This window comes from Nonomuraea sp. NPDC004186, assembly GCF_053603495.1.
This window is the reverse complement of sequence record NZ_JBSGFQ010000029.1, coordinates 59,001-84,421: the sequence shown is the minus strand read 5'-3', so window position 1 is coordinate 84,421 and position 25,421 is coordinate 59,001. Positions and strand designations below refer to the sequence as shown.

The 25,421-nt window shown below is 71.5% G+C and carries 25 protein-coding genes; 19 read left to right on the top strand and 6 right to left on the bottom strand.

Features of this window, described 5'->3' with window-relative positions:
* On the bottom strand, positions 1-684 hold the full coding sequence (locus ACWEPL_RS23945; protein WP_350726404.1) for an acyltransferase: 684 nt from the start codon (positions 682-684) through the stop codon (positions 1-3).
* Positions 685-794: 110 nt separating this feature from the next.
* Between ACWEPL_RS23945 and ACWEPL_RS23940 the strand changes: the two genes are divergently transcribed.
* The 13 genes from ACWEPL_RS23940 (at position 795) to ACWEPL_RS23880 (ending at position 14,531) form a co-directional block, all read left to right on the top strand.
* Positions 795-2,459, top strand: coding sequence for a CTP synthase (locus ACWEPL_RS23940; RefSeq protein ID WP_350726406.1), 1,665 nt, complete (start codon positions 795-797; stop codon positions 2,457-2,459).
* 5 nt (positions 2,460-2,464) lie between these two features.
* On the top strand, positions 2,465-3,067 hold the full coding sequence (locus ACWEPL_RS23935) for an NUDIX domain-containing protein (RefSeq protein WP_452437489.1): 603 nt from the start codon (positions 2,465-2,467) through the stop codon (positions 3,065-3,067).
* Positions 3,068-3,082: 15 nt separating this feature from the next.
* Positions 3,083-3,988: a site-specific tyrosine recombinase XerD gene (locus ACWEPL_RS23930; protein WP_355191936.1), complete on the top strand. Its 906-nt coding sequence runs from the start codon at positions 3,083-3,085 to the stop codon at positions 3,986-3,988.
* Positions 3,989-4,106: 118 nt separating this feature from the next.
* Positions 4,107-5,048 (top strand): ParA family protein, encoded by a 942-nt coding sequence (locus tag ACWEPL_RS23925; protein ID WP_363963893.1) that lies wholly within the window; start codon positions 4,107-4,109, stop codon positions 5,046-5,048.
* A complete protein-coding gene (locus tag ACWEPL_RS23920; protein WP_350726414.1) occupies positions 5,045-5,860 on the top strand; it encodes a segregation and condensation protein A in 816 nt (271 codons plus the stop codon). The genes ACWEPL_RS23925 and ACWEPL_RS23920 overlap by 4 nt, the downstream gene beginning before the upstream one ends.
* Before the next feature lie 703 nt (positions 5,861-6,563).
* Positions 6,564-7,097: an SMC-Scp complex subunit ScpB gene (gene scpB / locus ACWEPL_RS23915; protein ID WP_350726906.1), complete on the top strand. Its 534-nt coding sequence runs from the start codon at positions 6,564-6,566 to the stop codon at positions 7,095-7,097.
* Entirely contained in the window at positions 7,094-9,085 is a 1,992-nt protein-coding gene (locus tag ACWEPL_RS23910; RefSeq protein ID WP_452437488.1) for a pseudouridine synthase, read from the top strand. The genes scpB and ACWEPL_RS23910 overlap by 4 nt, the downstream gene beginning before the upstream one ends.
* Before the next feature lie 69 nt (positions 9,086-9,154).
* Positions 9,155-9,514, top strand: a complete 360-nt coding sequence (gene aroH / locus ACWEPL_RS23905; protein ID WP_185073133.1) for a chorismate mutase — start codon at positions 9,155-9,157, stop codon at positions 9,512-9,514.
* A 63-nt stretch (positions 9,515-9,577) separates the two neighbouring features.
* On the top strand, positions 9,578-10,666 hold the full coding sequence (locus ACWEPL_RS23900; protein ID WP_363963897.1) for a prephenate dehydrogenase: 1,089 nt from the start codon (positions 9,578-9,580) through the stop codon (positions 10,664-10,666).
* Between the two features lie 53 nt (positions 10,667-10,719).
* A complete protein-coding gene (locus ACWEPL_RS23895) occupies positions 10,720-11,340 on the top strand; it encodes an RNA polymerase sigma factor (RefSeq protein WP_363963899.1) in 621 nt (206 codons plus the stop codon).
* A complete protein-coding gene (locus tag ACWEPL_RS23890; protein ID WP_452437487.1) occupies positions 11,333-12,418 on the top strand; it encodes a CU044_5270 family protein in 1,086 nt (361 codons plus the stop codon). Before ACWEPL_RS23895 ends, ACWEPL_RS23890 begins: the two co-directional genes overlap by 8 nt.
* Positions 12,415-13,314, top strand: a complete 900-nt coding sequence (locus ACWEPL_RS23885; protein WP_452437486.1) for a hypothetical protein — start codon at positions 12,415-12,417, stop codon at positions 13,312-13,314. The genes ACWEPL_RS23890 and ACWEPL_RS23885 overlap by 4 nt, the downstream gene beginning before the upstream one ends.
* Before the next feature lie 68 nt (positions 13,315-13,382).
* Positions 13,383-14,531 (top strand): NAD(P)/FAD-dependent oxidoreductase, encoded by a 1,149-nt coding sequence (locus ACWEPL_RS23880; RefSeq protein ID WP_452437485.1) that lies wholly within the window; start codon positions 13,383-13,385, stop codon positions 14,529-14,531.
* Between the two features lie 50 nt (positions 14,532-14,581).
* Here the strand turns inward: ACWEPL_RS23880 and ACWEPL_RS23875 are convergent, their stop codons facing one another.
* Positions 14,582-14,782 carry a DUF2795 domain-containing protein gene (locus ACWEPL_RS23875; protein WP_350726430.1) on the bottom strand — a complete coding sequence of 67 codons (201 nt, stop codon included), beginning with the start codon at positions 14,780-14,782 and terminating at the stop codon, positions 14,582-14,584.
* Positions 14,783-14,822: 40 nt separating this feature from the next.
* Positions 14,823-15,668 (bottom strand): glycosyltransferase family 2 protein, encoded by an 846-nt coding sequence (locus ACWEPL_RS23870; RefSeq protein ID WP_452437484.1) that lies wholly within the window; start codon positions 15,666-15,668, stop codon positions 14,823-14,825.
* Positions 15,669-15,776: 108 nt separating this feature from the next.
* Here ACWEPL_RS23870 and ACWEPL_RS23865 point away from each other — a divergent pair, with 108 nt between their 5' ends.
* From ACWEPL_RS23865 to aspS, 5 genes are all read left to right on the top strand, one after another.
* Positions 15,777-16,406, top strand: coding sequence for a TetR/AcrR family transcriptional regulator (locus ACWEPL_RS23865; protein ID WP_452437483.1), 630 nt, complete (start codon positions 15,777-15,779; stop codon positions 16,404-16,406).
* 1 nt (position 16,407) lies between these two features.
* Positions 16,408-17,763, top strand: coding sequence for a carotenoid oxygenase family protein (locus ACWEPL_RS23860; RefSeq protein ID WP_363963911.1), 1,356 nt, complete (start codon positions 16,408-16,410; stop codon positions 17,761-17,763).
* A gap of 61 nt (positions 17,764-17,824) precedes the next feature.
* Positions 17,825-18,481 (top strand): (d)CMP kinase, encoded by a 657-nt coding sequence (gene cmk, locus ACWEPL_RS23855; protein WP_452437482.1) that lies wholly within the window; start codon positions 17,825-17,827, stop codon positions 18,479-18,481.
* A 30-nt stretch (positions 18,482-18,511) separates the two neighbouring features.
* Positions 18,512-19,903 carry a ribosome biogenesis GTPase Der gene (gene der, locus ACWEPL_RS23850; RefSeq protein WP_394500028.1) on the top strand — a complete coding sequence of 464 codons (1,392 nt, stop codon included), beginning with the start codon at positions 18,512-18,514 and terminating at the stop codon, positions 19,901-19,903.
* A 315-nt stretch (positions 19,904-20,218) separates the two neighbouring features.
* Positions 20,219-21,481, top strand: coding sequence for an aspartate--tRNA(Asn) ligase (aspS, locus tag ACWEPL_RS23845; protein ID WP_350726440.1), 1,263 nt, complete (start codon positions 20,219-20,221; stop codon positions 21,479-21,481).
* A 24-nt stretch (positions 21,482-21,505) separates the two neighbouring features.
* On the opposite strand, the gene ACWEPL_RS23840 is transcribed toward aspS, so the two are convergent.
* From ACWEPL_RS23840 to ACWEPL_RS23830, 3 genes are all read right to left on the bottom strand, one after another.
* Entirely contained in the window at positions 21,506-23,242 is a 1,737-nt protein-coding gene (locus ACWEPL_RS23840) for an MFS transporter (protein ID WP_452437481.1), read from the bottom strand.
* Positions 23,239-23,886 carry an LppX_LprAFG lipoprotein gene (locus ACWEPL_RS23835; protein ID WP_363963918.1) on the bottom strand — a complete coding sequence of 216 codons (648 nt, stop codon included), beginning with the start codon at positions 23,884-23,886 and terminating at the stop codon, positions 23,239-23,241. The genes ACWEPL_RS23840 and ACWEPL_RS23835 overlap by 4 nt, the downstream gene beginning before the upstream one ends.
* Before the next feature lie 100 nt (positions 23,887-23,986).
* Positions 23,987-24,445: a MarR family winged helix-turn-helix transcriptional regulator gene (locus ACWEPL_RS23830; RefSeq protein WP_363963920.1), complete on the bottom strand. Its 459-nt coding sequence runs from the start codon at positions 24,443-24,445 to the stop codon at positions 23,987-23,989.
* Between the two features lie 34 nt (positions 24,446-24,479).
* Here ACWEPL_RS23830 and ACWEPL_RS23825 point away from each other — a divergent pair, with 34 nt between their 5' ends.
* Positions 24,480-25,409: a cation diffusion facilitator family transporter gene (locus tag ACWEPL_RS23825; RefSeq protein ID WP_363963922.1), complete on the top strand. Its 930-nt coding sequence runs from the start codon at positions 24,480-24,482 to the stop codon at positions 25,407-25,409.
* Positions 25,410-25,421: the final 12 nt, after the last annotated feature.

Below are 25,421 nucleotides of genomic sequence, written 5' to 3'. Positions count from 1 at the left end.
CTAACCGGCAGAAGCTTGTTCGGTCCATCCCCCGGGGCGGGCCGGGTGCTTCAGGAGGCCGCCGGGAGCGTGCCAGCCGAGCTCCGAGGTGTAGCCGCGGACCACCTTGGCCGGCACGCCGGCGACCACGCTGTGGTCAGGGAACTCGCCGCGGACCACCGCCCCGCCCGCCACCACGCACTGGCGGCCCAGCCTCGTGCCCGGGAGGATGATCGCGCCCGCCCCGATCCACGAGCCGGAGCCGATCGATACCGGGCTGTTACGTGGCCACTGCCGGCCGATCGGCACGTCGGGGTCGTCGTAGACGTGGTTCTGGTCGGTGATGTACACGTACGGGCCGGTGAAGACGTCGTCGCCGATGTCGATCGACTGGTGGGCCACGATGTGCGAGCCGCGGCCGATCGAGCAGCCGCCGCCGATGCGCAGGATGGACTCCGGCCCCAGGTCCAGCCCGGGGCCCATGCCGCAGGACAGGGACACGCGCTCGCCGACCAGCGTGTGGTCGCCGATCTCGATCCACCGCTCGCCGAAGATCGCGCCCGGGGGGAAGGCGATGCTGACCCCGTCGCCGATCCGGCCGAATCGGTAGCCGGCCGGAACGGCAGGAGTGATCGCGCCCGCGCGCCGGATCGCCCCGTAGGCTCGGTGAATCAGCGCGCCGACTGCCCGCCGTACCAATGACATAGGGACCAAAGTTACCGCTAGGTCAAGCCGTTCGGGCATGTCGGGGGCGTTGTTTGATATCCTGAGAGCCCGTGGACACTTCGACCACACCTCGAGCCACGGGAGCCCCTTTGCGCAGCGCATCGCAAACCAAGCATCTGTTCGTCACCGGCGGTGTCGCCTCCAGTCTCGGCAAGGGGCTCACGGCATCCAGCCTCGGTCGCCTGCTCAAGGCGCGCGGTCTCCGGGTCACCATGCAGAAGCTCGACCCGTACCTGAATGTCGACCCCGGGACCATGAACCCGTTCCAGCACGGCGAGGTGTTCGTCACCGACGACGGCGCCGAGACCGACCTCGACGTCGGCCACTACGAGCGTTTCCTCGACACCGACCTGCACGGCTCGGCCAACGTGACGACCGGCCAGGTCTACTCCAACGTCATCGCCAAGGAGCGGCGAGGCGAATACCTTGGCGACACCGTCCAGGTGATCCCGCACATCACCAACGAGATCAAGGACCGGATCAGGGGCATGGCCGCTCCTGAGGTGGACGTGGTCATCACCGAGGTGGGGGGCACGGTCGGCGACATCGAGTCGCTGCCGTTCCTGGAGGCCGTCCGCCAGATCAGGCACGAGGTCGGGCGCGACAACGTGTTCTTCCTGCACGTGTCGCTGCTGCCGTACATCGGCCCCTCCGGCGAGCTCAAGACCAAGCCGACCCAGCACAGCGTGGCGGCGCTGCGCAGCATCGGCATCCAGCCGGACGCGATCGTGCTGCGCTCCGACCGGCCCGTGCAGACGGCGATCAAGCGCAAGATCAGCCTGATGTGCGACGTGGACGAGGACGCCGTCGTCTCCGCCGTGGACGCGGCCTCGATCTACGACATCCCCAAGGTGCTCCACTCCGAAGGGCTCGACGCGTACGTGGTGCGCCGGCTCGGCCTGCCGTTCCGCGACGTCGACTGGAAGGAGTGGGAGGAGCTCCTGCGCCGGGTGCACCGGCCGGCCAAGGAGGTCACGATCGCCCTGGTCGGCAAGTACATCGACCTGCCGGACGCGTACCTGTCGGTCACCGAGGCGCTGCGGGCCGGCGGGTTCGCCAACGACGCCCGCGTCAACATCCGGTGGGTCAAGAGCGACGACTGCGAGACCCCCGAGGGCGCCGAGCGCGAGCTCGACGGCGTCGACGGCGTGCTGATCCCCGGCGGGTTCGGCGTGCGCGGCATCGAGGGCAAGATCGGCGCGATCCGCCACGCCCGCGAGGGCAAGATCCCGCTGCTCGGCATCTGCCTCGGCATGCAGGGCATGGTCATCGAGGCCGCCCGCAACATGGCCGGCATCGAGGACGCCAACTCCGCCGAGTTCGACCCCGACACCAAGCACCCGGTCATCTCCACCATGGCCGACCAGGAGGACGTCGTCGCCGGCGAGCGCGACATGGGCGGCACCATGCGGCTCGGCAGCTACACCGCCAAGCTCGGCGAGGGCACCCTGGCCAGGCAGCTCTACAGCGGCAAGGCCAAGGCCGACGAGCGCCACCGCCACCGCTACGAGGTCAACAACGCCTACCGCGAGCAGCTCGAGAAGGTCGGCCTGGTCTTCTCCGGCCTGTCCCCCGACGGCCGCCTGGTCGAGTACACCGAGCTGCCCACCGACGTCCACCCGTTCTTCGTCGGCACCCAGGCCCACCCCGAGTTCCGCTCGCGCCCCACGCGGGCCAACCCCATGTTCAAGGGCCTCATCTCCGCGGCCCTGACGTACGCCGACGCGCGAGTCAGCACGAAGGTGACCCAGTGAGACCTGTGAGAGTGGAAGACACGCCCGAGGCGTGGGACGTCGTCGATTCCAAGGAACGCTTCCGCGGCCACGTCATCACGGTGGTCACGGACTCGGTGAAGATGCCCCGCGACGAGGTCGCCGAGCGCGACGTCGTGGTGCATCCGGGCTCGGTCGCCGTGCTCGCGCTCGACGACCGGGAGCGGGTCCTGATGATCAGGCAGTACCGCCACCCCACGCGCATGCTGATGTGGGAGCTGCCCGCCGGGATCCGCGACGTCGAAGGCGAATCGCTCGTCGAAGGGGCGGCCCGCGAGCTCGCCGAGGAGGCCGGCTACCGGGCCGACACCTGGCACACCCTCGTCGACCTGCGCTCCTCCCCGGGCATGACCGACGAGCGGATCCGGGTCTTCCTCGCCCGCGACCTGACCAAGATCGAGACTGACTTCGTCCACCGGCACGAGGAGATCGACATGCCGGTCGAGTGGGTGCCCCTGCCCGACGCGGTCGAGAAGACGCTCATGGGAATGATCCACAATTCCCCGGCCGTGGCCGGTATCCTCGCCGCGTACGCGGCTTCGGTTGAGGGATTCGCCCTGTTGCGCCCCGCCGACGCCCCAGAGGCGTGACCGGAAGGACCTTTCGTGGAGGCGGTGCTCTCCAGCTACCTCGCCCATCTGGCGGTGGAGCGGAGCCTGGCTGCCAACACGCTCGCGTCCTACCGTCGTGACCTGCGGCGATACGTCGAACACCTGCACGCACGCGGCCGGGCGGAGCTCGACGAGGTGGGGGAGGCCGACGTGCTGGCCTTCCTCGCCGCGTTGCGCGAGGGCGACGGCGAGCACCCCGCGCTCGTCGCCAGCTCGGCCGCCCGCGCCGTCTCCGCCGTGCGCGGGCTGCACCGTTTTGCTCTGCGCGAAGGCGTCACGGCCCACGACCCCGCCCACGAGGTACGCCCGCCGCGCCAGCCGCGCAGGCTCCCCAAGGCCATCAGCGTGGACGAGGTCGAGCGGCTCATCGCCGCCTCCGGCCCTGACGGCGCGCCCCTGACCTTGCGCAACAGGGCCCTGCTCGAGGTCCTGTACGGCACCGGCGCCCGCATCTCCGAGGCCGTCGGGCTGGCCGTGGACGACCTCGAGGACGACCAGGTGCGCCTGCGCGGCAAGGGCGAGCGCATGCGCGTCGTGCCCCTGGGCCGCTACGCCCGCTCCGCGCTCGACGCCTACCTCGTACGGGCCCGCCCCGGCCTGCTCGCCCACGGGCGCGGCACCCCGGCCGTCTTCCTGAACGCCCGGGGAGGCCGGCTGACCAGGCAGGGAGCGTGGGAAGTGCTCCAGGCCGCCGCCGAACGCGCCGAGCTCGACGGGATAAGTCCCCACGTTCTTCGCCATTCCTTCGCAACCCATCTGATAGACGGCGGCGCTGACGTTAGGGTGGTCCAGGAGTTGCTCGGCCACGCCTCCGTGACGACCACACAGGTCTACACATTGGTGACGGTCGACAAACTTCGCGAGGTCTACGCCGCCGCGCATCCACGTGCCCGGCAGTGATCTATAGTCTTTTGCGACGTGCGGCAGCCCTCGGCGTGCCGCCTTGCCGCCTAAAGTGGCGAGCCCATAGTGTCCGTCCGGACGGTCCGGTTCGGGATCGTCAGGGAGGTTCGAGCTGGTGACTGTGGAGACCAAGGGTTCGACCCCGGGGACCCCCGACAACCCCTGGGGCGACACGAAGACCAACACGCCTTCCAACGGCGTCAATCTCGGGCCCACGCAGCGGCCCAGACCCGTGTTCCCCGAACCGGTGCCCCCCGCGGTGCACGGCCCGGCGCGCGTGGTCGCGATGGTCAACCAGAAGGGTGGCGTCGGCAAGACGACGACCACCATCAACCTGGGTGCCGCGCTCGTCGAATACGGGCTCAAGGTGCTGCTGGTCGACTTCGACCCGCAGGGCGCGCTCTCCGTCGGCCTGGGCATCAACCCGCTCCAGCTCGACCTGACGGTCTACAACCTGCTCATGGAGCGGGGCGTCACCGCCGAGGACGTGCTCCTGGAGACCGGCGTCGAGGGCCTCGACCTGCTGCCCAGCAACATCGACCTGTCGGCCGCCGAAGTGCAGCTCGTCACCGAGGTCGCCCGCGAGCAGGTGCTCGGCCGGGTGATCAAGCCGCTGCTGCCGCACTACGACGTCTGCCTCATCGACTGCCAGCCGTCGCTGGGCCTGCTCACGATCAACGCACTCACCTGCGCCCACGGCGTCATGGTGCCGCTGGAGTGCGAGTTCTTCGCGCTGCGCGGCGTGGCACTGCTCATGGACACGATCTCCAAGGTCCAGGAGCGGCTCAACGAGGACCTCGAGATCGAGGGCCTGCTGGCCACCATGTACGACGCCCGCACGCTGCACGGCCGCGAGGTGCTGGCGCGGACGGTGGAGGCGTTCGGCGACAAGGTGTTCCACACGGTGATCAACCGTACGGTCCGCTTCCCCGACGCGACGGTCGCCGGTGAGCCCATCACCACCTTCGACCCGTCCTCGCTCGGTGCGAACGCTTACCGTGAGCTGGCCCGCGAGGTGCTCTCGCGCTGGTCGGCGCCTGCCACAATGGCCAGGTGACCGACGCCGAGCAGCCCCAAGGGTTCCAGGTCCACCTGGACGTCTTCGAGGGACCCTTCGACTTGCTCCTCGGCCTCATCGCCAAGCACAAGCTGGACATCACCGAGGTCTCGCTCTCCAAGGTCACCGACGAGTTCATCGCGTACATCCGCTCCCGGGGGCCCGAGTGGGACCTCGACCAGACCAGCCACTTCCTGCTGGTCGCGGCGACCCTGCTCGACCTGAAGGCGGCCCGGCTGCTGCCCTCGGGCGAGGTCGAGGACGAGGAGGACCTGGCGCTGCTGGAGGCCAGGGACCTGCTGTTCGCGCGGTTGCTGCAGTACAAGGCGTACAAGGAGGTGGCGAAGCTCTTCGCGGGGCGGATGGCGGAGGAGGCGCTGCGCTTTCCCCGTACGGTGCCGCTGGAGCCGCAGTTCGCCAACCTCCTGCCCGAGCTCATCCTGGGCATCGGGCCCGAGCAGCTCGCCAGGATCGCCGCCAAGGCCTTCACCCCCAAGCTGCCCCCCACCGTCAGCGTCGGGCACATCTACCAGCCCCTGGCGAGCGTCAAGGAGCAGGCGGCCATCCTCGTCATGCACCTGCGCCGCCTCCGGCGCGCCACCTTCCGCACGCTGGTGGCCGACTGCTCGGGCACTTTCGAGGTCATCGCCCGGTTCCTGGCGGTGCTGGAGCTCTTCCGGGAGTCGGCGGTTACCTTCGAACAGGTCGAAGCGCTGGGGGACTTGCACGTAACCTGGACGGGCGCTGACGACGGGGACGTCGCGGTGGGGGATGATTACGAGGAATCCGCGGAGAAGCCACGCAATGACTGACAACCCACTGCCCACCCCTCGCCGATCCCCGGACTCCGAGCCCCCGCTCCCCGCCTGGATGAGCCTCCCCGGCTCCCTCGCCCAACCCTCACCCCCTGAGGCGGAGGACACAGCCGAACCCCCATCCCCGCCACCACCACCGCCTCCGGCCGATGCTCCGCAACCGGACGACGCCGCGTTTACGGACGATGCCGCGCAACGGGACGACGCCGCGTTTACGGACGACGCCCCGCCAATGGACGACGTCCGACCGGCTGACGGGACGCCGCCGATGGACGAGGTGGGATCGGCGGATGAGGCGGGATCGACCGACGGGACGCTGCTGACGGATGCGGCGGGATCGACGGACGGGGCGGCGCTCGCGGATGAGGCGTTTTCGGCTGACGGACCGCCTTCGCGGGAGGCGCCATCGGACAGCGCGCCGGCGCCGGATGCTCCCTCCGCCGCCCCGGCCGCGGCTCCTCCGGGCGCCGGGTCGGCGGGTAGCGGTGCGGTGGAGTTCGGCGCAACGCGTGCGGCCGAGAAGCCGGGCGCTGCGGAGGCCGGTGAGGCGCTGGCGATTGACGGTCGCGAGGCGAGCGGCACGGCCACCGCCCCGGCCGCGGGTCCTCCGGGCGCGGGTCCGGGGCGGGGTGCGGAAGGCCTCGAGGAGGAGCCCGGGGACGCGGAGGAGAGGCAGGAGCGCGCGGCGGAAGGGCCGACGTTGGCGGCGGCGTTGGAGGCCATCCTGCTCGTCGTCGATGAGCCCGTGGCCGAGATCACCCTGGCCCAGGTGCTGGAGCGGCCCACCCACGAGGTCGCCGCCGCATTGCGGGGCCTGGCGGCGGAATATACCGCCGCCGGCCGAGGTTTTGACTTGAGAGATGTCGCGGGCGGCTGGCGTTTTTACACGCGTGCCGACTGCGCGCCCCTGGTCGAGCGGTTCGTACGCGACGGCCAGCAGACGCGGCTCACCCAGGCCGCGCTGGAAACACTTGCGGTCGTGGCTTACCGGCAACCGGTGAGCCGGGCCCGCGTCGCCGCGGTACGCGGCGTGAACAGTGACGGCGTCATGCGGACGCTCGTCGCGAGAGGGCTGGTCGAAGAGGCCGGCACCGACCCGGAGAGCCAGGCAGTGCTCTACCGGACAAGCTCATACTTCCTTGAACGTCTGGGACTGCGGGACCTCAGCGAGCTCCCCGAGCTCGCGCCCCTCCTCCCCGACGACGTGGAAAACCTCGAGGAGACAACAAAGTGATCAACAGGCGTAGCACCCCGTCCGGTGATGGACGCGGTCGTGGACGTACCGGCGGCTCGGGTCAGGGCCGAGCGGGACGTCCCGCCTTCCGCTCCGATTCCAGTTCAGGGTCCCGTTCCGGCGGCGGTTTCCGCGGCGGGTCCGGGGACTCCCTCCGCGCCGACCGGAGCGGCTCGCGTGCCGGGTCCGGCGGCCGCGAGCAGTGGCAACCCCGCGGCGAGCGCTACCCGGCGCGTGACGACCGCGGCAGCCGTTACGAAGACCGCGGCAACCGGACCGAAGACCGCACCGGCCGGAACGACGACCGTGGGAGCCGGTACGAAGACCGGGGAAACCGGTACGACGACCGCAACGGGCGCGGTGAGCGCCAGGAGCGGCCCTACGGCGACCGGGGCGGATACCGCTCCGAGCGCCGCGACGACGAGCGCGGCGGCCAGCGCGGCGGCGGGTTCCGCGACGACCGCCGTGGTTACGGCGCCGGGCGTCGTGACGACTCCGGCGGCGAGCGCGCCCGCGGTTCCCGCGACGAGCGCGGCGGCGAGCGCGCCCGCGGTTCCCGCGACGAGCGCGGCGGCTCCGGCCCCGACCGACGCGACGAGCGCGGCGGGTACGGCCCCGGCCGGCGTGACGACCGTGGCGGCTACACGGCCAACCGGCGTGACGACCGCGGCGGCTACGGTGCCGGCCGACGCGATGAGCGTGGCGGTTACAGCGCTGGACGGCGCGATGAGCGAGGCAGCTTCGGTGCCGGCCGGCGTGATGAGCGCAGTGGTTCCGGTACCGGGCAGCGTGACGAGCGTGGCGGTTACGGTGCCGGGCGGCGTGACGAGCGCGGCGGGTACTCGGCCGGCCGACGCGATGACCGTGGCGGTTACAGCGCTGGCCGGCGCGATGAGCGCGGCGGCTTCGGTGCCGGGCGGCGCGATGAGCGAGAGGGCTACGGTGCCGGCCGGCGCGACGACCGCGGCGGTTACGGTGCCGGGCGGCGTGATGAGCGCAGTGGCGGTGGCGGGTTCCGGGCCGATCGGAGTGGGCGCAGGGACGGGGGAGCTCCGGCTTCCTCGCGTGCCCGGTTCGGCAGGCGGGACGGCGACGCCCCCCGCACCGCCGACCGTGCCCCCCGTACCCCCCGCCGCGACGACGTGCAGACGATCGGCAGCGGCAGCCCCCAGCGCGACCGCGTGAAGGCCGCTCGCCAGCCCCTCCGCGACCGCGACTTCTACCCCGACGACTACACCGACGAGCGCGACACCACCGAGGTCCCCAACGGGGTGCGGCTGCAGAAGGTGCTCGCCCAGGCGGGCGTGGCCAGCCGCCGGGCCTGCGAGGAGATGATCGGCGACGGCAGGGTCACCGTGAACGGCCAGGTCGTGCGGCGGTTCGGCGCCAAGGTGGACCCGGCGACGCAGGTCATCCACGTGGACGGCAAGCGCGTCCCCACCGCCCCCGACCTCGTCTACTACGCCATGAACAAGCCCATCGGCGTCGTCTCCACCATGAGCGACCCGCAGGGCCGCCCGTGCCTGGCCGACTACGTGGAGGAGCTGGCCCCGAGGCTGTTCCACGTGGGCAGGCTGGACACCGAGACCGAGGGCCTGCTGCTGCTCACCAACGACGGCGAGCTGGCCAACCGGCTGACGCACCCCAGCTACGGCGTGCAGAAGAAGTACTGGGCCAAGGTGCCGGGCCCGATCCCGCGCGACCTGGGCCGCAGGCTCAAGCAGGGCATCGAGCTGGAGGACGGCATCGTCAAGGCCGACAGCTTCGCGATCGTGCAGGAGCACGGCCAGCAGGCGCTGGTCGAGGTCGTCCTGCACGAGGGCCGCAAGCACGTCGTCCGGCGCATGCTGGAAGTGGCGGGCCACCGGGTGATCGACCTGGCCAGGATCGAGTTCGGCCCGGTGAAGCTGGGCCGTACCAAAGCCGGGACGGTCAGGGCGCTGACCTTGAAAGAGGTCGGTGAGCTTTACGCGGCCGTGAAGCTGTAATCTGGCCGGACGCAGGAGCCCGTGCGAATCTCCGCACGGGCTCTCCCGCTATGGAAGGGGACAAACCACATGGTGCGGGCGATCCGCGGGGCGATCCAGGTGGAAGCCAACGACCGCGACTCGATCATCGCAGGCACGACCGAGCTGGTCACCGCGATCATGGAGCGTAACGAGCTGACCACCGACGACGTGATCAGCGTGCTGTTCACGGCCACGCCCGACCTGACGGCCGAGTTCCCGGCGCTCGCGGCGCGCAAGCTGGGCTTCCACGAGGTGCCGCTGATCTGCTGCACCGAGATCGACGTGCCGGGCGCGCTGCCCCGGGTGGTACGCCTCATGGCCCACGTCGACCTCGACCGCCCGCGCTCCGCGATCCAGCATGTCTACCTGCGTGGCGCGGTGAAGTTGCGGCAGGATATCGCCCAGTAACGCCCGGCGATTACGTCAGGGCATACTCACGCCCACTATGGCCCGATAAATCAGGACACCGAGATGGAACTTCGCACCGCGCTCGTCGTCGGCACCGGCCTCATCGGCACTTCCGCTGCCCTGGCGCTGCGCAAGCGCGGCGTACGCGTGCTGCTCGCCGACCGCGATCAAGCCGCCGTACGGCTGGCACGGGAGCTGGGCGCGGGCGAAGACTGGGACCCGGACGAGCAGCACACCGGCGAGGTGGACCTGGCGATCATCGCGGTCCCCCCGGCCCACGTGGCGACCGAGCTGCTGGAGCTGCAGCGGATCAACGCCGCCAGGTTCTACACCGACGTCGCCAGCGTGAAGGCCGAGCCCCTGCACCGGGCCACGCAGCTCGGCTGCGACCTGACCTCCTACGTCGCCTCCCACCCGCTCGCGGGCCGCGAGAAGTCCGGCCCGGGGGCGGCCAGGGCCGATCTGTTCCTGGGCCGGCCGTGGGCGCTGTGCCCCACCGACGAGGCCGACCCCGAGGCCAAGGCGACCGTGCTGCGGCTGATCGAGCTGTGCGGGGCCAACGCGGTCGAGGTGAGCGCGTCCGAGCACGACCGCGCGGTCGCCGTCGTCTCCCACGCGCCCCACGTCGCCGCCTCCGCCGTGGCGGCCCGCCTGGCCGACGCCACCGACGTCGCGCTCGGCCTGGCCGGCCAGGGCGTGCGTGACGTCACCAGGATCGCGGGCAGCGACCCGAGCCTCTGGCTCGGCATCCTGTCCGGCAACGCCTCCCCGGTCGCCGAGGTGCTCGAAGCCGTCGCCGCCGACCTGGCCGACGCCGCCAGCGCCCTGCGCGCCCTGGCCGAGGGCGACGGCACCGCCACCAACGACATCACCCAGCTGCTCAAGCGCGGCGTCGTCGGCCACGACCGCATCCCCGGCAAGCACGGCGGCCCGGCCTCCTCCTACGCCGTCGTCCAGGTCGTCATCGGCGACCGCCTCGGCCAGCTCGCCCGCCTATTCCAGGTGTGCGACGAGGTCGGGGTCAACGTCGAGGACGTGCGCCTGGAGCACGCCCCTGGGCTGCCCCTGGGCATCGCCGAGCTGTCGGTCGAGCCCGACGCCGTGTCCATGCTGGTCGAGGCGCTGCGCGAGCGCGGCTGGGAAGTTCCCTGAGCCCTGGGTCCTCCCGTGTGAAAGCAGAACGCCCTATCGGTTGAGTAAAGGGTGTGACTGCCAAAGTGACGGCTCGCGCCGGGCCATCGGACCCGGCGGAGGCGCTGAGCGACGCGGCCCTGCTGGAGCTGTCGCGCCGAAAACCCGAGCGGTTCGGTGAGATCTACGACCGGTACGTGGCGGAGATCCATGCCTACCTCGGCAGGCGCCTGGACCGGCAGGCCGCCGACGATCTGACCGCCGAGGTGTTCCTCGCGGCCTTCAGGAAGCGCGAGACGTTCGATTCCGGGCGCGGCGAGGTCCGCGCCTGGCTCTACGGGTTCGCCACCAACCTGATCAGCCTGCACCGCCGTACCGAGACCCGGCGGCTGGCGGCGCTGCAGCGCAGCGCCGGCGTGCACCGCTCCCCGGAGGACGGCCACGAGGAGCGCGTGGTGACCCGCGTGGACGCCGTGAGCACGCAGGGACGGCTCGCGGCGGAGCTGCGGGCCCTGTCCGACGGCGACAGGGACGTGCTGCTCCTGAGCGCGCTGGGCGAGCTGAGCCATGAAGAGGTGGCCCAGGCCCTCGACATCCCGTACGGCACCGTCGGATCCCGCCTGTCCCGTGTGCGCAAGAAGCTCCGTGCCGCCCTGGGCAGCGTCAACCCCCTGAACGGAGGCACCGATGGATGACTACCGGGCGGTGCGGGAGCTGCTGCCCGCGCCGCCGCTGACGCCCGACGTGGAACGGGCAGGACGCGACAGACTGGCCGCCGCGATCGCGGGGGAGCGGGTACGGAAAGGCCGCAGGGCCGCCAGGTGGACCGGGCTGGGGCTCGGCCTGGCGGGCGCGGCGGCCGCGGCGGCCCTGGTCGTCGTCCCCGCCACGGCCCCCAGTGTGACGCCCACGGTGACGCCCACCGGGCCCCCGGCAAGGCACGGCGTGCTCGCCGCGCCGGGCGGCAAACAGTTCCTGCTGGCCGCCGCGGCTTCGGTGACCTCCGTGCCGGACGCCGGCACCTGGTGGGGGAGCACGCTGGTCAACGGCAGGGAGTTCCGCGAGCCCGGCCAGGGCTACGTGCTGCGGCAGAGCGAGTCGCAGAAGACGTGGATCCCCGCGGACCCGGAGGGCCGCACCTGGTACCGCTGGAAGTACCTGGGCGCCGAGCCCGCCACGCCGCAGGACGAGGCGGCCTGGCGCGCCGGCGGATCGCCGAAGTCGTGGACCTACGGGGAGAGGACGCCCGGACTGCCCACCGAGGACGCCCCGAACGGCATCGTACGGGCGGCCCCGGGCAAGCCGAAGACCTTCTCCACCGAGGACTGGGACTTCCGCATCGTGCTCGCGGACAAGCCGCTGACCAAGATGAACGAGGTCCCCGACACCCCCGAGGGCCTGCGCGCGCTCCTCGGCGCCCCCGACGACCAGGCGACCGTCGACAACACCGCCCGCCTGCTCCTCTTCGCGCCGGTGACCAGCCGGACCAGGGCCGCCGCCTACCGGCTGCTGGCCTCGCTGCCCGGGGTCGGCGCCGTCGGCCCGGTGACCGACGTGCTGGGCCGCGCGGGGCAGGCGGTCGAATACCGCTCCGCCGAATACCCCACGACGCCGTACGCGGGAGAGACCCGCACCCGGCTGGTGATCGACCCGGTCAGCGGGATGCCGCTGTCCACCGAGACCCGGTCGGTGAAGGACGGGCTGCTCCTGGAGTACACCGCGATCCAGGACAGCCGCTGGACGAATGACAACCCGTTGGAGGAGACGAAGTGAGATATCCGGTAGCCGCAGCGGCCGTCCTCATCACCGCCGGCGTCGTCGCCGTGCCCGCGCAGGCGGCCCCGGCCGAGGGCGCCTACTGGCGGGTCGAGGTGGTGCGGACCGCGGACCATCCGCGCCCCGTGGGCAGCGGATACACGCTGACCGAGCGGTCGGCCAGCGTCGATTGGCAAACACCTGAGGGCAAGGCGTGGTCCGCCTACCGCGAGCTGGGTGCCCGGCCCAAGACCGCGAAGGACGAGGCGGCCTGGAAGGCAGACGGGTCGCCGACCTCGTGGACGTACCGGACGGAAGGCATGAAGATCTCGCTGTCCACCGAGCCCGGCAAGGGCTGGGTGGTCCCGGTGAAGGGGCGGCCGGCCGAGAAGTTCCGGCTGGGGGAGAAGTGGGTGACCTACGCCCAGCTCCAGGCCCTGCCGGCGGAGCCCGAAGCCCTCAGGGCGCGCGTCGTGGCGGACCTGCGCGCCTGGATCGACGAGGCCGCGGAGGAGGCCAAGCTGACCGATCCGAAGGCCAAGAAGGAGGACTGGCTGGTCAACCTGGACCGGTACGTGGCCGAGTCCATGACGCGGCTGCTGTACGAGAACCCGGTGCCCTTCAAGGTCAGGTCCGCCGCCTACCGGGCGTTGCAGACCACCAAGGGCGTCAGTGACCTCGGCCAGGTGAAGGATCCGCTGAACCGGCCCGGTCAGAAGGTCGCCCTGCCGGTCTACGAGCGGAAGAGCTCGGTGCTCAAGGAGCAGTTCATCGTGGACACCAAGACGATGACGCTGCTGGCCCACTACACCGACCTCCAGGACGGCGGCAAGCAGCTGGCCGGCAAGAGCGGGGTCGAGACGTACAAGGTCGGCTGGACCGACGACAAGCCCGCCGTGCCCGCCGCCGGCTAGCCCCGGCCCCGATGTCACATCCGAGCCTCCTCGATCCGTCTTCAGGCCGGATCGAGGAGGTAAGGACAATGACCGACATTCTGGTACTCGGAGCCGGCTACACCGGAGTCGTCGCGGCCATCAGGACCGCCGTCAGGACCCGCCGCACGGGCGGCCGGGTGCGGCTGGTGAACGCCTCGCCGAGGTTCACCGAGCGGCTCAGGCTGCACCAGACGGCGGCCGGGCAGCGGCTGACGGACTTCCCGCTGGAGGACGTGGTCGCGGGCACCGGCATCGAGTTCGTCCAGGGCCGGGTGGCCGGGCTGGACGTCGAGCGGCGGCAGGCCCGGCTGGCGGACGGGCGTGTGCTCGGCTACGACAAGCTGATCTACGCGCTCGGCACCGTCACCGACGCCTCGGTGCCCGGCGTCGCCGAGCACGCCTTCGTCTACGACGACTACGCGGGCACCGTACGGCTCGCCGAACGCCTCACCGCCCTCACCTCGGGCACGGTCGTCGTGGCCGGCGGCGGGCTGACCGGCGTCGAGTCGGCCGCGGAGATCGCCGAGGCGCACCCGCGCCTGCACGTGGTCCTGCTGACCAGGGGGCGGCCCGGCTCCATGATGGGCGAGCGGGCCCGCGCCCACCTGGACGCCGTGCTGGAGCGGCTGGGCGTCGAGGTGCGCACCGGCACGGACATCACCAAGGTGCTGCCGGAGGGCGTCGAGCTGGCCGGGGGCGAGCTCGTCCACTCCGACGCGACACTGTGGACCACCGGCACCAGGGGGCTGCCACTGGCCGCCGAGTCCGGGCTGACCGTCGACGCCCGCGGCCGGATCGTGGTGGACTCCGCGCTGCGCTCGGTGTCCCACCCCGACGTGTACGCCGTCGGCGACGCCGCCGCGGTCAGCCAGCCGTACGGCGTGCTGCACGGCACCTGCCAGGGCGGCATCCCCACGGGCCTGCACGCCGCCGACTCGCTCGCCGCGACCCTGCGCGGCAGGACCCCGAAGGCGTTCCGGTTCGGGTACGTGCATCAGCCCCTCTCCCTGGGGCGGAAGGACGCGGTCATCCAGTTCACCCGGCGGGACGACAGCCCGCGCAGGTGGTACCTGAGGGGCCGGGCGGCGATCACGTACAAGGAGACCGTCAGCAGCAGCCCGATCCCCACCTTCAAGCTGCTGAAGCGGGGTCTGGTGCCCGTGTGGGCGTTCGCGCTGACCGGAGGGCTCGGGTGAACAGCACGACGGGCGGGGCCCTGGGCCCCGCCCGTCGCGTTCTTCCGTGATCAGCGCCTGGTCGTCAGGGCCTCGGTCACGTCACTCGGGTCGTCGAACATCTCGTGGTCGGGCAGGGTCTCCAGGGCCTTGATGATCTCCTTGCTCGCCTTGCGCTCGCGAGCGGCCCTGATCAGGTCCTGCTTGTTGGCCGGAAATTCCACGCCGCTCAGGTTCTTGAGCAGGTCGATCGGGTTCGGTATCGTTGTCATAACTCTGTGCTGCCCGACTGTCACGATATGTAACATTCGGTCAGCAATCGTGCCGTTCCAGTCGCTGCCGTGCCTGTTCCACCTCGGCCGGCAGTTCCCGCCGCTCGGCCAGTGCCCGCGACAGCCTCGGCGCGGCCGCACGCAGCCCCTCCCAGCCCGCCGGGCCGGCGCGGAGCGCGTCGAGCGACCGCCGCGCCACCACCCGCCACGGGCGGCGCAGCACCGCGGTCAGCACGGCGTCGCACGTGGCCAGCACCTGCCTGTCGCGCGGGCCCCCGGGCCGGGGCGGGTGGTGGTGGGCCACGACCTCGTCCACGTACGCCAGCCCCCACCCCTTCGCGGCCAGGTCCACGGCCAGCCGCTCCTCCTCGCCGAAGGAGAAGGTCACGTCGTCGAACCCGCCCGCCTCCAGGAACGCCTCCTTGCGCACCACCGCCCCGAACGCCAGGAACCCCAGCACGCTCGGCCCCGGCAGGTCCGGCTCCACGCCGAGCGGAGAGTCGCGCATCGCCTCCGACACCGCGTCCGGGCGCTCCTCCGGCCCCACCAGTACGCGTGCCCCCAGGACGGCCAGCCTCGGATATGTGTCCAGCATGTCCGCGGCCCGCTCCAGCGCCCCCGGCGCCCACCAGGAGTCGTCGTCGGCGAAGGCCACGTACGGGGTCTCGGCCAGGCGGACGCCGAGGTTGCGGGCCGTCGCCCCCAGGTCCCTGCCCGCCTCCACCACGTGAACGTCCGGGAAGTGGCGCCGCACGAACCCCGCCGTCCCGTCGGTCGAGCCGTTGTCGACGAGGATCACCGGGGGCGGGTGCAGGGGAAGCGTGCGGGCCAGCGCCCGCAGCCTGTCCTTGCAGGCCACGACCACGGTGACGCGCGGATCGTTCACAGAGGGCCACTTACCGTGCGGCGCTCTCTTACTCCTCTCGTTTGACGCGCTCCCCGGAAAGGGGTATCAAGGTCGGTAACAGCGTTACCGAGAGGAAACGGCGTTACCGTGAGCACTGCGTACCAGCAGGCCCAGCAGGAGGGGCAGAGCGTCGTCCGGGCCGCGATCCTCGACGTCGCCACGCACCTGCTCGCCACCGAGGGGCCGGCGGCGCTGACCGTGCGGCGGATCTCCGGCGAGGTCGGCTGCTCGACCAAGGTGATCTACACGCTGTTCGGCGGCAAGGACGGGCTCAGCCAGGCGGTGTGGCTGGAGGGGTTCGCGCGGTTCGAGCGGTGGCTGCTCGAAGGGATGGGCCCGGACGATCCCCTGAGCGGGCTGCGCAAGGGCATGGTGGCCTACCGCGCCTACGCGCTGGCCGAGCCCGACTACTACCGGGTCATGTTCCAGGGGGCGATGCCGGGGTTCAAGCCGGACCAGGAGTCGGTGCAGGCCGCCAGACGGACGTTCGACCTGCTGCTGCGGCGCGTGGAGGAGTGCCTGGAGGCGGGGGTGCTGCGCGGGGGAGCGGCCCGGGAGATCGCCGATGTCCTGTGGATGGCCATGCACGGCGCCGTAAGTCTGGAAATTTCTGGCTATTTCGAGCCCGACGAGGTGGCACAGCGCTACCAGCTGCTCTGCGCCTCGATCCTCGCGCCTTTCCTGGCCCAAGGCGCCCGACCCACGAGAGGAACGTGACATGACGCCCTTCACCGGCGGGTTCGCGCCCGTGACCGATGAGATCACGGCCTTCGACCTGGAGGTCACCGGCCGGATCCCGGCCGAGCTGAACGGCCGCTACCTGCGCAACGGCCCCAACCCGCTCAGCCTCGACGACCCCACGGCCAGCCACCTGTTCCTCGGCGAGGGCATGGTGCACGGCGTGCGGCTGCGCGACGGCCGCGCCGAGTGGTACCGCAACCGCTGGGTACGCAGCGCCCGCGTCGCCGAACGGCTCGGCGAGCCGCCCCGGCCGGGCCCGCTGCACAAGAACTGGGACTTCGCCGCCAACACGCACGTCATCGGGCTGGCCGGGCGCACGTTCGCGACCGTCGAGGCCGGGCCCCTGCCGTACGAGCTGGACTACGAGCTCGGCACCGTCGGCACGTGCGACTTCGACGGCGGCCTGCCCGGCGGGTTCGCCGCGCACACCCACCTCGACCCGGTCAGCGGCGAGCTGCACGCGCTGGCCTACTTCTTCGGCTGGGACCACCACCAGCACATCGTGATCGACCCCAAGGGGTCGGTGACGCGGATCAGGGACATCCCGATCGCCGACGCGCCGATGCTGCACGACTTCGCGCTCACCGAGCGGTACGTGGTGATCTACGACCTGCCGGTCACGTTCAGCCAGGCCCATGCGGAGAAGGGCGTTCCGCTGCCGTACGCGTGGAACGACGCCCACGGCGCCCGGATCGGGCTCATGTCGCGCGAGAGCGGCGACGTGCGGTGGGTGGAGGTGGACCCGTGCTGGGTGTTCCACACGCTCAACGCCTACGACGACGGCGACGAGGTGGTCGTGGACGTGGTCCGCTACCCCAAGCGGTTCGTGGACGCCCGGCTCGACCTGGGCGGACTGCCGACGCTCGACCGGTGGACGATCGACCCGGCCGCCGGCAAGGTCCGGCGGACGCGGCTGGACGACCGGCCGCAGGAGTTCCCGCGGATGGACGAGCGCCGCACCGGCCGGCCGTACCGCTACGGCTACACCTCGGCCGCCCGCGACCTTCACGACGTGCTCTACCGGGCCGACAGCGAGCTGGAGGACCTGCCCGACCAGGCCTTCGACAACACGCTCATCAAGCACGACCTGGTGCGCGGGACCCAGGAGTGGCGGCAGTTCGGGCGGGGCGCGTACGTCGGCGAGCCCGCGTTCGTGGCCTCCGGCGCGGCCGAGGACGACGGGTACGTGCTCGCCCTCGTCAACAACGAGACCAGGGGAGCGGCCGACCTGATGATCCTGTCCGCGCAGGACTTCACCGGCGAGCCCGTCGCCACCGTCCACCTGCCGGCCCGCGTCCCGCTCGGCTTCCACGGAAGCTGGATCGCCGACTGAGCCGGACACGGTAGCCTCTTCAGGTTGGGGTTCTTGAGAAGCTCGTGAAGAGGGAGAGGCCGTGACCGGTCTGGTCGTCGCCATGGACGGTCCTTCGGGGTCGGGTAAGTCGAGCGCGTCGCGCGGGGTCGCCCGGGCGCTGGGCCTGCGCTACCTCGACACCGGGGCGATGTACCGGGCGATGACCTGGTGGATGCTCCGGCAGTCCGTCGACCTGACCGACCCCGCCGCCGTGGCCGCCCGCTGCGGCGAGCCGCGCATCGAGTCCGGCACCGACCCCGACGGTCCCACGATCCACGTCGACGGCGTCGACGTGGCGGGTCCGATCAGGGAGTCCGAGGTCACCGGCGCGGTCTCCGCCGTGGCAGCCGTCCCCGAGGTCCGGGCCCGCCTGGTCGCGCTCCAGCGCGAGCTCATCGGGGCCGGTGACGTCGTGGTCGAGGGCCGCGACATCGGCACGGCCGTCTGGCCCGAGGCTGCCGTCAAGGTCTACCTGACGGCCAGCCCGGAGGCCCGTGCCCGGCGGCGCAACGCCGAGCTGGCCGGCTCGACGGTGGCGGCGCAGCAGGAGGCCATGGCCAAGCGTGACACCCTCGACTCGACCCGAAAGACGGACCCACTCTCGATGGCGGATGGCGCCGTCGAGCTCGACACCACGCCGTTGACCTTGGAAGAGGTCATCGCTGAGGTGTTGAGACTGGTCAAAGAGCGCACCTGAGGGTGCGGTACTCACAAAGGATGAAATTTCGTGCCAACGGGGGATTGGGTCGAGGCCGGCCTCGACGACCTTGAGATCACCGAGCACGGCGACACTACGCCGTTGCCGGTCGTCGCCATCGTGGGGCGGCCTAATGTAGGCAAGTCCACGCTGGTCAACCGCATCATCGGCCGCCGCGAGGCGGTCGTGGAGGACGTGCCGGGCGTCACGCGCGACCGGGTCACGTACGACGCCAACTGGCGTGGCCGCCGCTTCACGGTGGTCGACACCGGCGGCTGGGACCCCGACGCCACCGGGATGAACCTGCGCATCGCCGAGCAGGCCCAGGTCGCCGTCGAGCTGGCCGACGTGATCGTGTTCGTCGTCGACGCCACCGTGGGCGCGACCGACGCCGACGAGATCGTGGGCTCGGTCCTGCGGCAGTCCGGCAAGCCGGTCGTCCTGGCCGCCAACAAGGTCGACAACCAGCAGCTCGAGCTGGAGGCCGCCGCGCTGTGGTCGCTGGGCCTCGGCGAGCCGTACCCCGTCTCGGCCCTGCACGGGCGCTCCAGCGGCGACCTGCTCGACGTGGTGCTCGACGCGCTGCCCGAGACGCCCGCGCTCGGCTTCGAGACCGAGCGCGGCCCCGCCCGCGTCGCGCTGCTCGGCAAGCCCAACGTCGGCAAGTCCTCGCTGCTCAACAAGCTCGCGGGCGAGGAGCGCGTGCTGGTCGACCCCATGGCCGGCACCACCCGCGACCCGGTCGACGAGCTGATCGAGCTGGGCGGGCGCACCTGGCGGTTCGTCGACACGGCCGGCATCCGGCGGCGCGACCGCGAGCTGCAGGGGGCCGACTTCTACGCGGCCATGCGCACCCGCGCCGCGCTGGAGCGCACCGAGGTGGCCGTCGTGCTCATCGACGCCAGCCAGATCCTCACCGAGCAGGACCTGCGCATCATCGGCCTGGTCATCGAGTCGGGCCGGGCGATGGTCGTCGCCTTCAACAAGTGGGACCTGGTCGACGAGGACCGCCGCTACTACCTGGAGAAGGAGATCGACCGGCAGCTCGTCCGCACCCCGTGGGCGCTGCGGGTCAACATCTCCGCCCTGACGGGCCGGCACATCGACCGGCTGGTGCCCGCCCTGGAGAAGGCGCTCGACTCCTGGTCCACCCGGGTGCCCACCGCCCGCCTCAACGCGTTCCTGACGGAGCTGGTGCAGCAGACGCCGCCGCCGGTGCGGGGCGGCAAGCAGCCCAAGATCCTCTTCGCCACGCAGGCCTCCGTGGAGCCGCCGAAGTTCGTGCTGTTCACGTCGGGATGGCTGGAGGACACCTACCGGCGCTTCATCGAGCGGCGCATCCGGGAGGAGTTCGGGTTCGCCGGCTCGCCGATCGAGGTCACGATGAAGATCCGGGAGAAGCGCGCCAAGAAGGACAAGTAACGCACGCGGCGCCCGGGGAGAATGGCTTTGCCGTTCCCCCGGGCGCGGCCGTAAGATCTACGGCAACGCGTCGACGGAGACGAGTAGCCAGAGGTCCGCAGGGGTCGAGAGAGCCGCCGGTAGCTGCGAAGGCGGTCCCGTGCTCCGCTGGTGAAGACACTCCCGAGTGCGGGGAGGAAATGCCCCGCCGGCCTGACCCCCGTCATCGGGTCGTCGAGGCCGCCTTCAATGAGGCGGCGAAAGTGCGGTGGCACCGGGAGCTCCCTTCTCCCCCGCACTCCCAAGGGGTCATGCAATTCCTCGTGAGGAGCTGTAATGATCTCTCGTGTCATGTCGGCGGAGCTCGCTGAGCACGCCGGCCAACGAGTGACGATCGCCGGCTGGGTCCATCGCCGCCGGCAGCTGAAATCCGTGTCCTTCCTCGTCGTCAGGGACCGTACCGGCCTGGCCCAGGTGGTCGCCGCGAGCGACCTGCCCGGAGAGGAGAGCGTCGTCGAGGTCACCGGCACCGTGACGGCCAGCCCGCAGGCGCCGGGAGGCGTCGAGCTGGTCGAGCCGGAGATCGAGGTGGTGACGGAGCCGTGCGCGGCGCCGCCGTTCGACCTCTACCGGCCCGTCGTGTCGGCCGGGCTGCCGACGATCCTCGACCACGCGCCGGTCGCGCTGCGGCATCCGCTGCTCAGCGCGCCGCTGGAGATCTCGGCCGCGAGCGTGGCGGGCTTCCGCGAGACGCTCGACGGGCTCGGGTTCACCGAGATCCACACGCCGAAGATCGTCGCCTCGGCCACCGAGTCGGGCGCGAACGTCTTCGGCATCGACTACTTCGGCAGCCGCGCCTACCTGGCCCAGTCGCCGCAGTTCTACAAGCAGGCGATGGTGGGGGTGTTCGAGCGGGTCTTCGAGGTCGGTCCCGTCTTCCGCGCCGAGCCGCACGACACCGTACGCCATCTGGCCCAGTACACCAGCCTCGACGCCGAGCTGGGCTTCGTCCGGGACCACCGCGACGTGATGGCGGTGCTGCGGGAGGTGGTGGCGGGCATGCTGGAGTCGGTACGGCGCCGCGCCCCGTCCGCCGTCGAACGCGCCGGGGCGGTCCTGCCCGAGGTGCCCGCCGAGATCCCGGCCATCCACTTCACCGAGGCACAGGAGCTGACCGGCTCGGCCGAGCCGGACCTGTCGCCCGCGCAGGAGCGGTGGCTGTGCGAGTGGGCGGCGAAGGAACACGGGTCGGAGTTCCTGTTCGTCACCGGCTACCCGATGTCCAAGCGGCCCTTCTACACCCACCCGGACCCCGCGCGGCCCGGCTACTCCAACGGGTTCGACCTGCTGTTCAGGGGTCTGGAGCTGGTCACCGGCGGGCAGCGGCTGCACCGGTACCCGGACTACGTGGCCGCGCTGGCCGCCCGGGGCGAGGGCCTGGAGGCGTACGAGGGGTACTTGCAGGCGTTCCGGTACGGGATGCCGCCGCACGGCGGGTTCGCGCTCGGGCTGGAACGGTGGACGGCGCGGCTGACCGGGGCCGCCAACATCCGCCAGACCACCGCCTTCCCCCGCGACCTGCACCGCCTGTCCCCGTGACCGACGGCTCTCCGCGTCCGCCTCTCAGGCGGGCGCGGAGGGCGCGTCCCGCCGGGTACGGGGCATCAGCAGCGCGACGGCCGCGCCCAGCAGGCAGATGAACGCCGTGACCAGGAACATCTCCGTGTACTCCGTGTGCAGCGCCGCCTGCACCTTCGCGGTGTACTCGGCCAGCTGCCGCTGGTACGTCACCGTGTCCACGCCGAACGGCAGCGGCGTGTCCAGATGCGCGGTCAGCGACTGGAACCGGTAGAAGCCCCACGCCGACACCGCCGCGATGCCGATCAGCATGCCCATCATCCTGGCCACCACGACCGCCGCCGACGCCACGCCGTGCTGGGTCGCCGAGGTCACGCGCAGCACCGCCGACGAGACCGGGGCGATGACCAGGCCCAGGCCCAGACCGGCGACCACCAGGTCGACGTCCACGAGGAACCCGGCGCTCTCCAGCTCGAGCGGCCACCGGCTCATCAGCCAGTAGCCGGCCGCCGCCAGCACCATGCCCGCCACCGCGACGACGCCGTCGCCCAGCCTGCGGGCCAGGAGGCCGCCCAGCACGGCGCCCACGGTGAGCGCGGCCAGGAACCTGGCCAGGACCAGCGACGCTCCCAGCGCGTCCTCGCCGAGCAGGGTCTGGGCGGTGAACTGGACGAACACCATGGTCACCAGGAGCGCCGCCCCGGCCAGGAAGCTCACGGCCAGGGTGGCGAGCAGGGGGCCCTTGCGGGTGGCGGAGAGGTCGAGCAGGCGTACGGGGGAGCGGATCTCCCACCACACGAAGATCCCGGCCGCCAGCGCTCCGGCGGCGATCACGGGCAGGCCCCACGGGGGGAGCACGGTCTTGGCCGGGTCGGGGTTGTACAGGCCCACGACCAGCAGCGCGAGCGCCAGCGCCAGCAACGCCCCGCCGACGACGTCCACGCGCCGTCTGCCCTCGGCGACCTTCACCCGCCCGGCAGCGGCGGCCGTCCCCGTGACCGCGCCGGAGCCGCCCACGCTATGCGCCGCCGTGTCGGCACCGGCGACCTGCACCCGCCCGGCGCCGGAGTCGCCCGCACGATGCGCCGCCGCGTCGGCGCCGGTGGCCGTCTCGCCTGCGGCTCCGCCGGGCTCGACCTGGTCGGCCGTGCCGCCGGTGGAGGTCGTGGAGGGTGCGGCGTCAGGGGTGCCGGAGGGGACGGTGAAGTGGACCGCGACGGCGGCCAGGGCAGCGAGCGGGAGGTTGATCCAGAAGATGGCGTGCCAGCCGCCCAGCTCCACCCCCGCCACCACGGTGCTCGGGATCAGCGCCAGCACCCCGCCGTACAGGGGCCCGAGGGCGCTCCCGAGCTCCTGCGCCGCCCCCACGGCCCCCAGCGCCACCGGCCGCTCGCGCTCGTCCCACAGGTCGCCGATGAGCGCCATCGTGATCGGCAGCAGCGCCCCGCCCGCCACCCCCTGCACGGTGCGCCCGGCCACCACCATCACCTCGCCGGCGGCCAGCGCCGTCAGCACCGAGCCGAGCGCGAACGCCGCCAGGCAGGCGTGGATCAGCGGCCGCCGCCCGTAGCGGTCGGAGAGCTGGCCGAGCAGCGGCATCGCGGCGACGTACCCGAGCAGGAACCCCGTCACGATGGGGGTGGCCCGCTCCAGGTGGTTCAGCGGGATGCCCACGTCCTCGGCGATGTCGATGAGGACCGTGACCACCACGTACGCGTCGAGCGCGGCCAGCAGCACCACCGCGCCCCCGGCGCCGAGGACGACCCGGCGGGCGCGTCTCATCCGGCGGCGGGCGGCGTGATCGTGACCGGCGCGTCGTAGTCGCTGAACGACACCGTCACCGTGCCGCCCTGCAGCGGCAGGCTGGCCTTGGTCAGGCGGCTGGTGGCCTTGTCGAGCCAGACCTTGCCGTTCACACCCTGCGTGACGCCGGGGATGATCTGGCCGATGGCCTGCCCGGGGAACGCGGTGGCCACCCGGTACGCGTCGCCCTCCAGCGCCTCCACCTGGGGCTCGGTCGCGGAGGCGAGCAGCTGCGCGATGCCCTTGGTCGGCTCGAGGATCACCGAGGGGTCGTAGAACTGCGCGAGCTGCTGCCGCGTCATCTTCTGGAAGCCGCCCGTCGGCCCCTTGAAGTGCACGGTGTCCCCGACCAGGGCGAAGCTGACCTCCTGCAGGCTGCCCAGGATGTCGATCGTGATCGTGCCGTCGGCGTCACCGGCGGCGGTGAGCCTGCCGTCCGCCTTCTTGACCGGCACCTTGGGCTTGCCCTCGGTCGCGATCGAGAAGCTGGCCGACTTGACGCCCTTCATGGCCTCGGAGGCCTTCTTCATCAGGTCGGGACCGGCGGGCAGCTCGCCGCCGCCGCCCGACGAGCACGCCGACACCAGCGCGAGAACGGCGACGATCAGAAGCTTTCTGAGCATGTGCGGATCGTATCCACCGCCTGGGAACGCCGTGCGGCGTCGCGGATATCGGTTGGGTGTCAGCGCAACTTCGTCAGCGCAGTTTTTTCAGCGCAGTTTTTCAGCGCAATTTCTTCAGGCGCTCGACGATCGGCCCGTAGGCCGCGTCGATCGCTTCGAGCTGCTCGTCGGTGAGCCGGTCGACGAAGTGCTCGCGCACGCTCGCCACGTGGTCCGGCGCCACCCGCTGGATCGTCTCCCAGCCCTCATCGGTCAGCACCGCGAACGTGCCCCGCCGGTCGTCGCGGCAGTCTTCCCTGGTCACCAGGCCCTTGGCCTCCATGCGGGAGATCTGGTGCGACAGCCGGCTGCGTGACTGGATCGTCGCGTCGGCCAGGTCGCTCATCCGCATGCGCCGCCCCTCGTTCTCCGAGAGGTTGACCAGGATCTCGTAGTCGTTCAACGAGAGCTGGTGCTCCTGCAGTTCCCGGTCGAGCCGGTGCATGAGGAGCTTGTGCAGCGCCAGATGCGTGCGCCAGGCACGCTGTTCGGCGGGTGAAAGCCAACGAGGCGCGCTCATGATCTCCAATCTAGCGCACGTAGAGTGAAGCGCTATGGAGCAGCGGGATTCGGGAGAGAGCCTGAGCACCGTCCTGGTGGCGGGAGCGGCCAATCTGACGATCGCCGTGGCCAAACTCTTCGCGGGTCTCCTCAGCGGCTCGGCGGCGATGTTGTCGGAGGCGGCCCACTCGGCCGCCGACACCGTGACCGAGCTGTTGTTGCTGGTGGCGGTGCGCCGCGCGGGCCGGCCGCCGGACCGGCGGCATCCGTTCGGCCACGGCAAGAGCGGGTTCTTCTGGGCCATGATGGCGGCGGTCGCGACGCTGGTGGGCGGGGCCGGGTTCTCGATCACGCACGGACTGCACGTGATCGAGAAGGGCGAGGAGCTGACGAACCTCACCCCGTCGTACATCGTGCTGGCCGTCGCGTTCGCCGTCGAGGCCGTCTCGCTCACCAAGGCCCTCACCCAGCTGCGCAGGCAGGCCGCCAGGCACGAGCTCGACCCGGTCCGGCTGGTGCGGATCACCTCCGACACCCCGTTGAAGGCCGTGCTGTTCGAGGACGCGGCCGCCCTCGTGGGCCTGGTCATCGCGGCCGCCGGGCTGGCCGGGTCGCAGCTGACGGGCTCGGCGCTGTGGGACGGCCTGGCGTCGGTCGGGATCGGCCTGCTCCTGCTGGTGGTGGCGCTCATCCTGATCCGGTCGAACATCTCGCTGCTCATCGGCCAGGCCGCGCCCGCGCACGTGGAGGAGGGCATCCGGGCCGAGTTGACGGCCCAGCCGGAGGTGGAGGAGGTGGTCGAGCTGCTCACCATGATGATCGGGCCCGGCTCCATCCTGGTGGCCGCCAAGATCGACTTTGTGGACGTGGCGAGCGCGGCGGGTGTGGAGATCGCCTGCGACGAGGTGGAACGGCGGCTGCGGGAGCGCTTCTCGGGGATCAGCCAGGTCTTTCTCGACCCCACTCCGACCCGCCGCCGCTGACGGGGGCAGGGG